This window comes from Klebsiella sp. CTHL.F3a (assembly GCF_019890895.1).
GTDB lineage: Bacteria > Pseudomonadota > Gammaproteobacteria > Enterobacterales > Enterobacteriaceae > Klebsiella > Klebsiella grimontii.
In genome coordinates, this window is record NZ_CP082360.1 from 3280701 (window position 1) to 3294812 (window position 14112).

The window sequence follows — 14112 nt, forward strand, 5'->3', positions numbered from 1 at the left end:
CGCAATAATGGCTGATTCAGGACACGATAAACCTGCTGCGTTGTCATTAAATATCGGTAATAAAATAAGACGATTGCGGCAGTCACGGGGGGTTTCGTTAAATGACCTGTCTAAATTGTCAGGGGTTTCAAAGGGGGCATTATCCAAACTGGAGTCAGGATCCTCCAGCCCCCGTGTCGATACGCTGGACGCTATCGCCACAGCATTACGTTTACCGGTTGGCGATTTACTGAGCGGCGGCAGCAGGATATATCCCTGTTTTGATAAATATCGTCCCGCGCCGGGCGAATATTCGCAAATGATGAAATTCCGCATCGGCCCCGGCAATACCTCCGAGATATGGTTGCTGCAAATGGAGCCGCAGGTCACCATCCACAGTCCCGGGCATTCAGACGGGTCGCATGAACATATACTGGTTCACAGCGGCACCCTGCATCTGCGCTTTAGTCAGTACGAAGTCATCACATTAGAAGCCGGGGATTTTTACGCTTTCTCCGCGCAGGTTGCGCACACATATAGCTCAAAGGAGACGGCGATTAGCGCAACGGTGGTGATGAGTCACCTCGAGCCAGGTTAACTCCTCCATGTGATTATCTGGCCAGGCGCCCTCTGATAAAATGCCGAAGAGCGGGCATGTGTTCACTTAAAGAAACAAAAACGCTCTCCTGAAAGCCAGGCGGAAAATTCTTTTATAAATAAAATGAAGTAAATTCAGCCGATTGATTTTGTATTGATAAATTATTCCGCCCGTAACCGGGAAACCCATTGTTCTGCATGCGGGCTGACTGTATTGTTATTTCGAACAACAGCACCGGCTTCCCTACGCTGTATTTTTCCGCAATGCGAAGCAGTTGTTAGCGCCAGAAAGCTGGCCATGTTACGGCCAATTTATCTTTGGTCTGCCGGATTTTTTTTAGCAATGAATATCGACCTTCCGGTGGCGCGCCGCGCTCCCATTGTCGGTTCTTTTTTTATGCCAAATAAATCCATCTGGATTATATATGTGACGGAGAAGATGAGTGCGTAAAGTTAATTTAAAAGAAAGTTTTGCTCTGTTCAGCGAATGCTGGAGCCCCAAAATTGTCGGCGAAATTAATAACGAGTATGTCAAACTGGCTAAATTAGCCGGAAAGTTTGACTGGCATCATCATGAACATGAGGATGAGCTTTTTCTTGTTATCAGCGGCCGCTTGCGAATGGGGTTAAGAACGGGCGATATCGTGCTTGAAGCAGGTGAGTTTATCATTGTGCCGAAAGGAACCGAGCATTGTCCTGAAGTGTTAACTGAAGAGTGCTGCGTCGTTTTACTTGAGCCAAAAACGACGCTGAATACGGGCAATATCGTCAATGAACGTACGGTCCATGAGCTGGATAGACTATAGTCGCGCCTCCTGACGTCTCAGAACGTTATCAACGAAGTTTCGAGTGAAATTAACACTCTCATAACATAATTAAAATTAAGCAAATGAAGCAGGTTGGCATTGTGGGTTGGCGAGGAATGGTCGATTCTGTTTTGCTACAGCGAATGATCGAAGAGTGAGGGGGTATTTTATGTTCTTTCGCAGGAAGTAAGTCCATCCTTAAAACCAACGGCATAAATACACGCTGAATACGGAGCTCTTGATGGTCACTACACATGTTTTTATCGCGGTCAGTCTTGATGGTTATATCGCCCGACAGGATGGCGATATCGACTGGCTGTTGCAGCGCGATGACCCGACAGAAGATCATGGCTATGCCGCATTCATCGCGGACAAAGATTGGATCGTTATGGGCCGAGGGAGCTATGAGAAGGCGCTGACTTTTGACCAATGGCCTTACGATCGACCCGTGCTGGTTCTCTCCCGACAGCTATCCGATATCGCCATTCCCGAGGCGCTGAAGGGCAAAGTGCAGCTCTCAAGCCGCACGCCAGGGGAAGTGCTTGCTGACCTGGCGTTGCAAAACGCGCATCGCGTCTATCTGGATGGCGGGCTGGTAATACAGTCGTTCCTGCGCGAAGGTCTGGTCGCCGATATGATTATCACTACCGTTCCTGTCCTGCTCGGTGCGGGAAAACCGCTGTTCGGTTCCCTGACAAGGGATATCGATTTGACGCTGTTATCAAGCCGCAGCTTCCCTTCGGGTCTGGTGCAGTCGCACTATCGGCTGACGTCATAAACTGCATAAATACATAGCGGCGACCAACGCGGAAGCAACAGTACCGCCCTGCCAGCGGTATTGAATGTTACTGATATAATCTCAAAATAGATAAAAGAGGTGACGCATGGGGACTGACAAAGTGCATAAACAAATATCAAGAAGCTTCAATCCCCTCCGTCAGGGGAGTAAACCATTTAGTCGCAAGATGGGCGGGTACTCGCCCGCCCTGCCGCCGCTACCGCGGCCAGACCTGCGGAAACTCATCGGCGATGAGGGGCTCGCCGTCGCGCAGCTTAAGCCCCGGAAACGGCGGCGAGGTCACGCCGCCGCGGTCGGCGAATGTCGCATCATCCCCGACCCAACGGGCAGAAAATACCCGCCGCGCGCGGGCGCTTGAATTGCCCCTGGCGCCGTGCAGCGTGCGGAAATGGAAAGCGACCGCATCGCCCGGCTCCAACGCCCAGCTGACAATATCGTAATCCTCCTGATGGGCATCGATATCCGGCAGCTCTTTAAAACGCGAGTGGGAATAGAGCTTTGAACCGTTAAACCGCGTTGGGCTGAACTCCTCGTCCCAGCGATGGGAACCGCGAATACAGCGCAGCGAAATCGCCTCCGCTACCGGATCGAGCGGGATCCACAGGCTGACATTCTGCCGCCCCTCCACGCAGTAATAGGGCTGATCGTGGTGCCATGGCGTTACCGTACTGCCGCCGGGCTGTTTCACCAGCGTGTGCTCGTGGAAAAACTTCGCCGTCTGCGACCCCATCAGCGCCGCGGCGATCTCCGCCGCCGGCGACTGAAAAACAAAATCGCGAAATTCCGGGATTCGTTGCCAGTTGCAATAGTCCTGAAAGAACGGTGCCGAACCGTCCTCAGGGATCACCGTTCGCGCATGACCATATTCGCTGGGGTTCTCCATCAGCGCGGCGACGCCGCACGACAGGCTCTCGATCCACGGCGTGAACACGCCTTTAAGCAGTACGACGCCGTCGGCCTGCCAGCGGTCGACGGTCTGTTGATCTATGAGCGGGGAGTTCGGGTTTTGCATAGTCGCCATCCTGTGTTGATAAATCAGTGAAGAGAATCGGAGGGATCGGCGCGCATCCAGGCGCAAAGGTTTTCCAGCATCGCCATACAGCGTTCGGTCTGGGGGATGCTGATATATTCGTCCGCTTTGTGGCCCTGCGCCATGCTGCCCGGCCCGCAGATCAGCGTCGCGACGCCTGCCTCGTCAAACAGGCCGCCTTCGGTACCGTAGGCGACGGTGGTGAAATCATCGCAGCCGCACCACTGCGCCAGCCAACGGGCGAACTCTGACTGCGGGTCGCTCAGCAGCCCCGGATAGTGGCTCAGCGTCTGGAAATGAATGTCGCTGCGCTGCGCCACCTTGCGCATCGCCGGAAGCAGCTGCTCGCGGGCATAATCGCCCAGGGCGTCGGTCACGGCCTGCGGGCACGTGCCGGGTAAATAGCGAATTTCAAAGTCGAACCAGCAGGATTGCGGAACGATATTCAGCGCCGCGCCGCCGTGGATCGTCCCTACCTGCAGCGTGCCTGACGGCGGCGAGAACCGGTGGTCCTGCTGCCGTGAAAAGCTTTCGCCCAGCCCATCCAGCTGGTAAATCAGCTTCGCCGCATAGCTAATCGCGTTAACCCCTTGCGGGGCGTAGGCCGAATGGCAGGCGTGGCCTTCCACGCGACAGCGCACCGCGAGCTTGCCTTTATGACCATAGACCGGGCGCATGTCGGTCGGCTCGCCGATAATACACAGCGCCGGTTTCTCGGCGGAGGCGCGGAGAAAATCCACCAGGCTGCGCACGCCCAGACAGCCGACTTCCTCATCATAAGAGAATGCCAGATGCAGCGGCATCCGCAGCGGCGCGGCCAGAAACGCCTCCAGCGACGCCAGCACGCAGGCGATAAATCCTTTCATATCCGCGCTGCCGCGACCGTAGTAGCGCCCGTCGCGTTCGGTAAGGGCGAACGGCGGCACCGTCCACGCCTGACCATCTACTGGCACCACGTCGGTATGGCCGGAGAGCATCACCCCGCCGGGGCCGGTTGGCCCAAGGCGGGCATAGAGGTTTGCCTTGCGCCCTTCGTCGTCATAAAACAGCTGCGACGTTACGCCGCGCGCGCGCAGAAAGTCGCCGATCCAGGCAATCAGCGCCAGATTCGACTCGCGGCTGGTGGTATCAAACGCAAGCAGCGCGCCGAGGATCTCACGCACGCGGTTATTCATCGCCCGGCACCCCGTAGGTCGGCGCTTCGCGCGGGTCAAGCGCACGGGTGATATACGCTTCCATCTGCGGCTCGTAGGCCAGCCACAGCGCTTCCAGCGCTGCTACCGGACGTTCTTCCGCCCAGTCGACGCGTAAATCCACCACCGGCCAGGCGTAATCCTCCACGACTTTAAGCGCCGCCGAGTGCTCCGGCCCGGCTTCCCCGCCCGCATCGATACCCGCCTGCAGAGCCGCAATCAGGCGGCTGGCCAGTTCGCCGGTGGCGGCTTCGAACGCCGCCGTCATGGCGGTAATCACCTGCGGGTTGGCCAGCATATTCCCCGCCGCCACGCAGTTCTCGCCCTGCGCCAGCTGCCAGATGCCGAGCGTATGTTCACCGCTGAACACTGCGCTCTCGCCGCTGGCGTCGATGACCGCCACCTGGCGATAATCGCTAAACCGGTCTTCGCCCAGCGCCTGCTTCAGGGCCTGCTGCGGCGTGAGCCCCGCCTCAAGCCCGGCAAGAATCTGCGGTCCGAGCGCGGGCAGCGTAATGTTCTGGCTGGATACCGCGCCAACACCTGCCAGCAGCCACGGGCAGCGGGCGCCGACGGCAATGCTGGATGAGCTAATCGCAATGCCCAGTTGACCCGACTCCGGGCACAGGGCGGAAATCGAAAGGGTCATGGTGCCTCCTGCGCATGCCAGTCGTCAGGGATCACCGCCGTGACGTCAATTTCCATCAGCCACTGCGGCTGCGCGAGGGCCGACACCACCACGCCGGTCGAAATGGGAAACACGCCTTTGAGCCATTTCCCCACCTCCTGGTACACCGGTTCGCGGTAGCGCGGGTCGATCAGATAGGTCGTCGTTTTCACGATATGCGTCAGATCGCTGCCAGCCTCTTCCAGCAGCTGTTTAACGTTCTTCATCGCCTGTTCCGCCTGGGCGCGCGGGTCGCCCAGGCCGATCAAATTGCCGTCAAAATCGGTACCCACCTGGCCGCGAACGTACACGGTATTTCCCGCGCGCACCGCCTGGCACAGATCGTTATTGAGCGTCTGATTGGGATAGGTCTCTTTGGTGTTAAACATCCGAATACGGGTATGGGTAGGCATAGGTTGCGTCCTCAAATCAGGCGTTAGCAGGAAGGTTGGTAGTGTTGATACTGGCGCTGAATGGCAATCTGATCGGCGATGTATTTCGCATCGTGCCAGACGCCCCAGATAAAGGTTGAACCACGGCGGGAGAGCCAGGGCAGGCCAAGGAAATAGACACCCGGTTCGCTGGAAACGCCGCGATGGTGCTGCGGGCGCTGCTGTTCATTAAAGGCGTTGACCTTCAGCCATCGGTAATCGGTGGTATAGCCGGTGGCCCAGATAATGCTGCGCACGCCCGCCTTTTCCAGGTCGAGTTCGGCAAGCGGCTGGGTCAGGCAATCGGGGTCGGGCAGGAAGAAGCGCGCTTCCGGCTCTTCCGGCAGCGATAGCCCGTTGCGAGCGATATACTCATCCGCAGCGTCGAGCAGCGCCAGATAAGAGGCGTCGCCGAGACGAATGTTGTCCGCCAGATCGGCACGGAATACGGCTTTGCCCTCGGTAAAGCCGTGCGTCTGCCCGACCAGGGTAATCCCCTGGTGCGCCAGTTGGCGAAAGTCAACGGTATGACCGCCGCGCGCGCCGCTGACCGCAATCGTCACGTGTTCTTTACCGGGCTGATTGGCCGCCGCATCCCACAGTCCTAATACCCCCAGCCACCAGCAAAAATCGCGCTGGCGGTAGCGGCGCGGCGGGCGATCGTGCGCGCCGACGGAGAGCCACACCGCACGCCCCGCCCGGCGGAGTTCTTCGGCGATTTGTACGCCGGACGATCCCGCGCCAACCACCAGCACGCCGCCTTCCGCAAGCTGCTGCGGGTTGAAATAGTGCGCGGAATGTATTTGCTCAACTACGCTATCCTGCGGCGCGATGGCCGGTATCACCGGGCGCTGGAAGGGCCCGGTGGCGGCGACAATACGCTGCGCCTCAATCACGCCCAGTGACGTTTCCACGCGAAACCCCGGACGGCCGTTTAAGCGCTCTGCGCTAAAGACCTCAACGCCGGTCTTGATCGGCGCACTAAAGGATTTGGCATACGCGGCGAAGTAGTCGGCAATCTGCTCTTTGGCGACAAAGCTGTCGGCGTCGCAGTCGGGAAAGGTCATGCCGGGAAACCGATCGTGCCAGGCCGGGCCGTTGGCCACCAGCGAATCCCAGCGGCCGCTGCGCCAGGCCTCAGCGATGCGCTTTTTTTCCAGCACCAGATGCGGAATGCCGTGATGCGTCAGATGCTCGCTCATCGCGACGCCCGCCTGCCCCGCGCCCACCACCAGGGTATCGATCTCTGTAATCTGCTCTGTCATGTCTGTGTCCTTCAAGCACGGTTGTCCGGCTTATCCGCCGGAATTGACAGAACTCAGGTTAAGTAAGTGTGATGAAATGGTAAATTATTATAAAACGATCGTCTGAATAGAAATTTACGAGGCTGGATAACGCAGCGGGAAAATAACGCTTGCGGCCGCGTTAATTACATTACGCGTGCTGATGCGGCGTTAATTCCATGCTGCGACAATAATCCATAAAAAGCTGCGTCGGGCGCGTGGGTTCATTATTGGCAAGGTGCGCCATAATTAATGTCGATGCGGGCATCTCGTCGGCAATATCCAACTGCACCAGCTTTTCACCGTCATAGGTCGTATCGCATAGCGGACGGGTAACCAGTACCGAAAAGCCTAATCCCTGACCGACCATACAGCGCACCATTTCAATTGAGGGCGAACTATAGGCCACTTCCGGGTGATAACCTTTCTCTTTAAATATTGAGACAAAATAGTTTTTGCTGGGGACCGCATCGAGCAAAATCATCGGCTCACGACTTAACTCCTGCAGCGTGACGCTTTTTTTTTGCGCCAGTGGATGAGATGCAGGCAGCAATGCATAGGGTTTATGCGGGGCATTGAGCAGCTCTTTATGAATGGAATGCCCTAATTCAAGATCATAAACCAGCGCCAGATCGAAACGCCCGCGATGCAGGCCGTGCATCAGCTCATGTTGCTCACCGTCGTAGAGCTGGAGTGTGATCTCGGGATACATTTTTTTAAATCCCGCCACCAGTTTTGGCATATACAGCGGCGCGACGGATTCAAAGCAGCCGACGGAAATGGTCCCGGATACCAGCTCTTTATCCGCCCGCGAGTTCTGCTCAAACTCATACGATAGCCGCAGCAGCTCTTTGGCTTTATCGTAGAAGCGCCGCCCGCTTGAGGTCAGGGATACGCCCTGCGCGTGGTGGCGAATAAACAGCTGCTGGTCGAAGGTGCTTTCCAGGTTTTTGATGGCAATGGAGATCGACGGCTGGGCAATATGTAGCTGGCGGGAAGCCTCGGCGATACTCTCCGTTTCCACCACCGTCACGAAATACTTAAGCTGTTTGAGGGTAAATCGGTTCATCGCGTCACCATTGATAAAATATTGTCTTATTGCGAACGGGCTTAGTTTTACGATAAGCAGTCTGCAAGCATCGTGCCATGCTCTTTGCGCTCTATATCGTCGGCAAATAACCGCCGCCTCTATTTAATTACCCGCCCTCTTTATTTTCCTGATTTCGCGTATTGCACCATAAAGAATCACCCTGCACCTTATTTGCCCGCAACATGCCCCAATATTGCACAAAATACCGTTTTGCAAAAAATCAGGTTTAAAAATAACGGTGATTGTTTTTAAGTTGTTTCAATGCTGTTTCTCATTAATTGCGTTAAATTCCTTGAGGTTAATATAGCTGTATAGTTTTTTTAAACTTAAAGGCCAAAAATTTACTAATTGCCACCGGTCGAACAGTGCCAGCATAGTGTCAGGGCAAGATGAACGCCGGCGGCTCCCCATTTTAGAACAGGGGAATCGCCTTAATTTCCGTTAATTATGGCGAGTGAAATAGCCCATGACGTTTAACTGGAACTATATGTTAAGCCTGCTCAGCGATGTCGATTTCTGGCAGGCCACCTGGACCGTCATCAAATTAAGTTTGCTGACCTGGGCTTTCAGCATTGTGCTGGGATTCATTCTGGCGCTGGCCAAACAGTCGCCGCGCAAGCTGTTTAACGCGCCTGCCCACCTCTATATCTGGCTGTTTCGCAGCATGCCGCTGCTGGTGCTGCTGATTTTTGTCTACAACATGCCGCAGGCGCTGCCCTCCTTCGCGCCGGTGCTGAACGACCCGTTCTGGGCCGGGCTGCTGGCGATGGTGCTGAGCGAAGCCGCCTATATTGCTGAAATTCATCGCGGCGGGCTGCTGTCGATTCCGAAAGGACAGAGCGAAGCCGCCCGCGCGCTCGGGCTGCGCTATGCCGGCACCCAGTGGCGCGTGGTGATCCCGCAGGCGCTGCGCGTCGCCCTACCGGCGCTGGCCAATGAGTATATCGCCATCGTCAAGCTCAGCTCGCTGGTGTCGGTTATCTCCCTGACCGAGATCTTAATGGTCGGCCAGCGCCTCTATTCGCAGAATTTCCTCGTCATGGAGACCATGGCGGCGGTGGCGTTTTACTACATCCTGATCGTCACGGTATTTGATTTTCTGCTTAAGCGTCTCGAGACCTGGCTCGACGTCACGCAACGTAAAACCACGCGCCCGGTGGATGAAGAAATGCAGCAGCTGGCCACGGCGCGACGTCCGGCAATGGCCCGCAGCGTCAGCGTGGCGCAGGAGCCAGCGCTGCAGGCGTCTAAATTGCATAAAGCCTATAACAATGTCGAAGTGCTGGGCGCGGTCAGCCTGCAAATTCAGCCCGGCGAAGTCGTCTCCGTCATCGGCCCGTCCGGTTCCGGTAAGACCACGCTGATCCGCCTGCTGAACGGCCTTGAGCAGATCGATAACGGCGAGATCAAAATTAACGGTCAGCCATTTATTCACCTCGAGCGCCAGGGGCAGCAGAAGCCGCGTTTTATGGAGAACAGCGAGCATCGCCAGAATATCGGCATGGTCTTCCAGAGCTTCAACCTGTTCCCCCACCTGACCGTGCTCGGCAACCTGTTGCTGGCACCGCGCTATCACCATCTGGCCAGCGAAGGCGAGCTCAAGCAGCACGCCTGCGAGTTGCTGCATAAAGTCGGGATGCTGGAACACGCGTGGAAATATCCGCATCAGCTTTCGGGCGGCCAGCAGCAGCGGGTGGCGATTGCCCGCGCTCTGATGATGCGTCCGCAAATTATGCTGTTCGATGAACCCACCTCGGCGCTGGATCCGGAAAAGGTTAACGAGGTTCTGCAGGTTATCGAATCGCTGGCCCATGAAGGTATCACCATGGTGATCGTCACCCATGAGATGAACTTCGCCTTTAAGGTTTCCGATCGAATTGTGTTTATGGAAAAAGGACGCGTGGTCTGCGACGACACGCCTCAGGCAATGCGCGATGGCCAGCATCCGCGCGTGGACGCCTTCCTGAAAGATGTCTCTTTGGCTTAACGCTTCCGTTCCTGAAAGGAGAAAAATATGATCGCGCAGTGGCAAATCGAACAGTTTCATCAGCAGGGTTTTCTGGTTGTTGAAGAGGTGCTCTCCGCCGAGGAGGTGGCTCTGCTGCAGACCGATTTCGACGCATGGGTCGAAGAGAGCCGCCAGCATAGCGAGGCGTGGGGAGAAACCCAGGACGGCCGTCCGCGCTTCGACCTCGAAAGCGATCACGCGCCGAACCACCCCTCGCTGCGCCGGGTCAGTTCGCCCACCGAGATTTCCGCCGCCTACCGCCACGCCGCCTTTAATTCGCGGATGGCGGCGATTGCCGGCCAGCTCATCGGCGGCAGCGGGACCCGCTTTCATCACAGCAAAATCAACTCCAAACTGCCGCACACCGCCACGCAGGTGAAATGGCATCAGGATTTTCTGTTCACTCCCCACAGCAACGACGACATTATCACTGCCCTATTGATGGTTAGCGAAGTGACGCCAGAAAACGGTCCGCTCAACGTGGTCCCGGGAAGCCACCAGGGACCGCTGTGGTCCCACTGGCAAAACGAGCGTTTTACCGGCGCCGTGGCCCCGCAGGTAGAAGAAGCCCACTGCCAGCAGCCGCAGGCCTGTTTCGGCCCGGCGGGTTCGGTGTGCTTTATGCATACCCGCCTGCTTCACGCCTCCAGCCCTAATGAAACCGATCTCCCGCGCACGCTGTTTATCAGCGTCTACGCGGCGGAAGATGCCCTGCCGTTCGGTGAAAATCCGCTGCCCAGCGTTCACGCCGGGCAGATGGTTGCCGGTGAAGAGAGCGGCCTGGTGCGTAGTACCGTTAATCATTTACGTCTGCCGCAAAAACCGCGCGGCGCATCCTTTTTTGTCCAGCAGGCCGGTACCGATCGCGCCAGCATGTAATTTGCCCACTTTTTGGAGGTTCTATGAAACGTATTAATGCTTTGCGCCCTGCTGTCCTGCTCCTTTGCGCCGCTGGCGCCCTGTCGTCCTTTAGCGCCCTGGCCTTCCAGCAGCCGGGGAAAATTACCGCCGGTTCGGATATGACCTTTTTCCCGTATGAATATATGGAAAACAACAAGCCCGCCGGGTTCGATATCGAGTTTCTTGCCGGGCTGGCAAAAACCATGGGCCGCGAGGCGGTGAATATTGATACCCGGTTTCCGAATTTGATTCCTGGTTTGCAGGGCGGACGCTTCGATATTACTAACTCGTCGATGTACATCACCGCCGAGCGTCTGAAGGTTATCGATATGGTGCCCTATCTGAAAAGCGGCGAAGCGATCCTCGCGCTGAAAGGCAGCGACTATCAGCCGAAAACGCCGGAAGAGTTTTGCGGTCATAAAATTGGCTCTATGGGCGCGACCTCTTGGCTGGCGCAGTTGCAAAAGCTCTCCGCCGACTACTGCGTGAAAAAGGGCCTGAAGCCAATAGCGCTTAGCGAATACACCACCGACCCGCAAACCACCCAGGCGCTGCTGTCGCGGGCGGTTGAGGCGCAAATCACCGATGCGGCGGTGGCGCGCGGCGTGATTGATAAGCTTGGCGATCGGGTGACGATCTCTTCCGAAACCTTAATTTATCCGGTGCTCAATGGCTTTGGGGTGAAAAAAGGCAATAGCGAAGTGAAAACCGCGCTGGAGGAAGGACTGAAGAAATACAGCGCGACGCCGGAATATGCCGCGCTGCTGAAAAAATATAACTTCCAGGCGCCGACGCCGGAGGACCTGCAAACCCTGATGCCAAAAGCGGAGTAACGACATGGCCCGGTCTTATGAAGAACAGACGCGCATCGACCTGGCGGCGACCTTTCGTATCATCGCCCATCTCGGGATGCACGAGGCGGTGGCCAACCACTTTAGCGCGGCCATCTCGGCAGACGGCAAAAAATTCCTGCTGAATCCGAAATGGAAACACTTTTCGCGCATCCGCGCCAGCGACCTGTTGCTGCTGGACGCCGATGATGAAGCCTGCGCCCGGCGATCTGACGTCGACGCCACGGCGTGGGCGATTCACGGGCAAATCCACCAGCGCCTGCCGGAGGTGCGGGTGGTGCTGCACCTGCATCCGGTGTATACCACCAGCATCGCTTGCCTCGAGACACCGCATATCCCGCCGATCGATCAGAACACGGCGCGCTATTTCAATCGGATAGCCGTCGATAGGTTATACGGCGGCATGGCGGACACCACGGCGGAAGGCGCGCGTCTGGCGTCGCTGCTGGCCGACAAGCGTCGGCTGCTGATGGGCAACCACGGCGTACTGGTGACAGCGCCGTCGATTGGCGAGGCTTTCGATGATATCTGGACTCTGGAGCGCGCCTGTCAGATTCTGGTGACCGCGTGGTCAACGGGGCAGCCGCTGAAAGTGCTCTCCGATGCGGTGGCGGAGAAAACCGCGCAGGACTGGGAGGGGATCGCCGACTTTTCACGCCAGCATTTTGCAGAGATGAAGCAGATGATGATCGACGCCGACCCTTCCTTGCTGGACTGACGGCTTACTCCTGGAAAAAGGCGCCCGGCGGCAGGCGCAACCGGGCATACGGAGATGAGGCGGATTTGAGGTATCGAGGTGCGGATTTTGCCGTAGGCCTGGCGACAGAATCCGCAAGTTACGCGCGTGTAGCCCCGGTGAGGCGCCAGCCCCCACCGGGGAACAGGCGGCTAGTAGCGCACGCAAACCGACTTTGTTTCGCACCAGTCGTCCAGCCAGTCGGGGCCGAAATCGCGGCCGGTGCCGGACTGCTTCATGCCGCCGAACGGCAGGTTGGCGTCGATCAGCGTATGGCTGTTGACCCACACCGTCCCCGCCTGCAGGCGATCGGTATAGCTCAGCGCCTGACTCAGATCGCGGGTCCAGACGCTGGCGGTCAGGCCAAAATCGCTGTCGTTGGCCAGACGCAGCGCCTCTTCGCCGTCGGCCACGCGCACCAGGTTCACCACCGGGCCGAAAACCTCTTCCCGGCTCAGGCGCAGCCCGGCGTCGGGATTAATCACCAGCGTTGGCGCAATATAGTAGCCCTGCGCATCCGGCCCCACGTGACCGCTAATCAGCTCTGCCTTCTGCTGACGGGCTTCATCAAGATAAGCCGCCACTTTCGCGCAGTGCGCCTGCGACACCACCGGGTTAATCTGGCTGCTCTCGAGCATTCCGGGTCCGACCTGTAGCGACTTCACCGCCTGCTCAAAGCCGCTCACCAGCGTATCGAACAGCGGCGCTTCGATATAAATTCGCGAACTGGCGGCGCACACCTGCCCCTGATTCAGAAAGCTACCGGTCATTAATCCCTCAATAACCCACTGCGGATCGGCATCTTTCAGCACGATAGCCGGATTCTTGCCGCCCAGCTCCAGCGTGACCCGGGTCAGGCGATCGGCGGCCACGCGGGCAATCTGTTTACCGGTAGCGGTCGATCCGGTAAAGCTCACCTTGGCGACCTGCGGATGCGAGGTCAGCGCCGCGCCGCATCCGGCGCCGCTGCCGGTCACCACGTTAAAAACGCCGTCAGGCACGCCGGCCTCGGTTGCCAGTTCCGCCACCCGCAGCAGGGTCAGCGGGGTGGTTTCCGACGGCTTAATGACGATTGAGCAGCCAGCCGCCAGCGCGGGCATCACTTTCCACATGCCGATCATCAGCGGGAAGTTCCACGGCACGATCCCGGCCACCACGCCCACCGGCTCTTTTTTGGTCCACGCCTGATAGCGCGCCCCCGGTGGGAAGGGAATCGATACGTCGAGGGTGCGGCCGCTGATTTTAGTGGTCAGCCCGGCGGTATAGCGCATCCAGTTCAGCGTGCAGCCCACTTCAAAGGCGCGGGAAATGTTAATCGATTTTCCCTGTTCCAGGGTCTCCAGCTGCGCCAGCTCCTCGCCGTGCTGCTCCACCAAATCGGCGAAGCGCAGCAGGATCCGTTCGCGGTCGGCGGGCATCCGCCCTGCCCAGCTGCGGGAAACGAAAGCGCGCCAGGCGGACATCACCGCCCGATCGACATCCGCGGCGTTAGCATCCGCGGTGCTGGCGATAGCCTGACCGGTGGCCGGATCCCAGACGGTTAAACGCTTTTCGCTCTCTGCCGCCTGCTGCGCACCGTCGAGATACAACCCATGCTGTCTGTCTAGAAACTGCTGCACGCTGGCGAGTAGCGCGACCTGTGATGTGGACATACCCCTTCCTTATTGTTCACGGATAGTGGTTTCAGTTTATGCCGGGGTCGCGATTCACGCTTTTTTCTCTGTGACATTCGCTGTTGCCGC

At 57.6% G+C, this 14112-nt stretch carries 14 protein-coding genes and 1 pseudogene; 8 read left to right on the plus strand and 7 right to left on the minus strand.

The window, feature by feature from the left end; translation table 11 throughout:
- Nucleotides 1-7: 7 nt before the first annotated feature.
- From K7H21_RS15440 to K7H21_RS15450, 4 genes and pseudogenes are all read left to right on the plus strand, one after another.
- A complete protein-coding gene (locus tag K7H21_RS15440) occupies nucleotides 8-577 on the plus strand; it encodes an XRE family transcriptional regulator (protein WP_004121027.1) in 570 nt (189 codons plus the stop codon).
- Between the two features lie 442 nt (nucleotides 578-1019).
- On the plus strand, nucleotides 1020-1382 hold the full coding sequence (locus K7H21_RS15445) for a cupin domain-containing protein (RefSeq protein WP_223035193.1): 363 nt from the start codon (nucleotides 1020-1022) through the stop codon (nucleotides 1380-1382).
- Nucleotides 1383-1465: 83 nt separating this feature from the next.
- Nucleotides 1466-1537 (plus strand): annotated as a pseudogene (locus K7H21_RS29005) (hypothetical protein); the annotation flags it as partial.
- A gap of 86 nt (nucleotides 1538-1623) precedes the next feature.
- Nucleotides 1624-2160, plus strand: a complete 537-nt coding sequence (locus K7H21_RS15450; RefSeq protein ID WP_004121034.1) for a dihydrofolate reductase family protein — start codon at nucleotides 1624-1626, stop codon at nucleotides 2158-2160.
- Nucleotides 2161-2377: 217 nt separating this feature from the next.
- On the opposite strand, the gene K7H21_RS15455 is transcribed toward K7H21_RS15450, so the two are convergent.
- The 6 genes from K7H21_RS15455 to K7H21_RS15480 all read right to left on the minus strand — a co-directional run bounded on the left by K7H21_RS15455 (nucleotide 2378) and on the right by K7H21_RS15480 (nucleotide 7854).
- Entirely contained in the window at nucleotides 2378-3193 is an 816-nt protein-coding gene (locus tag K7H21_RS15455) for a phytanoyl-CoA dioxygenase family protein (RefSeq protein WP_123828129.1), read from the minus strand.
- Nucleotides 3194-3216: 23 nt separating this feature from the next.
- Complete coding sequence (gene argE, locus K7H21_RS15460) at nucleotides 3217-4386, minus strand: acetylornithine deacetylase (RefSeq protein WP_142446477.1); 1170 nt, start codon at nucleotides 4384-4386, stop codon at nucleotides 3217-3219.
- Nucleotides 4379-5053 (minus strand): DUF1028 domain-containing protein, encoded by a 675-nt coding sequence (locus tag K7H21_RS15465; protein ID WP_049114498.1) that lies wholly within the window; start codon nucleotides 5051-5053, stop codon nucleotides 4379-4381. Before K7H21_RS15465 ends, argE begins: the two co-directional genes overlap by 8 nt.
- The gene (locus tag K7H21_RS15470) at nucleotides 5050-5484 is read right to left on the minus strand and encodes a RidA family protein (protein WP_004139129.1); all 435 of its coding nucleotides are present in this window, start codon (nucleotides 5482-5484) and stop codon (nucleotides 5050-5052) included. The genes K7H21_RS15465 and K7H21_RS15470 overlap by 4 nt, the downstream gene beginning before the upstream one ends.
- Nucleotides 5485-5507: 23 nt before the next feature.
- A complete protein-coding gene (locus K7H21_RS15475; RefSeq protein WP_004121044.1) occupies nucleotides 5508-6767 on the minus strand; it encodes a flavin-containing monooxygenase in 1260 nt (419 codons plus the stop codon).
- A 169-nt stretch (nucleotides 6768-6936) separates the two neighbouring features.
- Nucleotides 6937-7854 (minus strand): LysR family transcriptional regulator, encoded by a 918-nt coding sequence (locus K7H21_RS15480; protein WP_004121046.1) that lies wholly within the window; start codon nucleotides 7852-7854, stop codon nucleotides 6937-6939.
- 487 nt (nucleotides 7855-8341) lie between these two features.
- Here K7H21_RS15480 and K7H21_RS15485 point away from each other — a divergent pair, with 487 nt between their 5' ends.
- Genes K7H21_RS15485 through K7H21_RS15500 form a run of 4 tightly spaced genes read left to right on the plus strand, consistent with a single transcriptional unit; the run spans nucleotide 8342 to nucleotide 12352 of the window.
- Nucleotides 8342-9862 carry an amino acid ABC transporter permease/ATP-binding protein gene (locus K7H21_RS15485; protein ID WP_223035194.1) on the plus strand — a complete coding sequence of 507 codons (1521 nt, stop codon included), beginning with the start codon at nucleotides 8342-8344 and terminating at the stop codon, nucleotides 9860-9862.
- A gap of 27 nt (nucleotides 9863-9889) precedes the next feature.
- Nucleotides 9890-10762 carry a phytanoyl-CoA dioxygenase family protein gene (locus K7H21_RS15490; protein WP_223035195.1) on the plus strand — a complete coding sequence of 291 codons (873 nt, stop codon included), beginning with the start codon at nucleotides 9890-9892 and terminating at the stop codon, nucleotides 10760-10762.
- Nucleotides 10763-10785: 23 nt separating this feature from the next.
- Nucleotides 10786-11616 (plus strand): ABC transporter substrate-binding protein, encoded by an 831-nt coding sequence (locus tag K7H21_RS15495; RefSeq protein WP_004121052.1) that lies wholly within the window; start codon nucleotides 10786-10788, stop codon nucleotides 11614-11616.
- A gap of 4 nt (nucleotides 11617-11620) precedes the next feature.
- Nucleotides 11621-12352 carry a class II aldolase and adducin N-terminal domain-containing protein gene (locus tag K7H21_RS15500; RefSeq protein ID WP_049080210.1) on the plus strand — a complete coding sequence of 244 codons (732 nt, stop codon included), beginning with the start codon at nucleotides 11621-11623 and terminating at the stop codon, nucleotides 12350-12352.
- 170 nt (nucleotides 12353-12522) lie between these two features.
- Here K7H21_RS15500 and K7H21_RS15505 read toward each other — a convergent pair whose 3' ends face one another.
- On the minus strand, nucleotides 12523-14022 hold the full coding sequence (locus K7H21_RS15505) for an aldehyde dehydrogenase family protein (RefSeq protein WP_223035196.1): 1500 nt from the start codon (nucleotides 14020-14022) through the stop codon (nucleotides 12523-12525).
- Nucleotides 14023-14112: the final 90 nt, after the last annotated feature.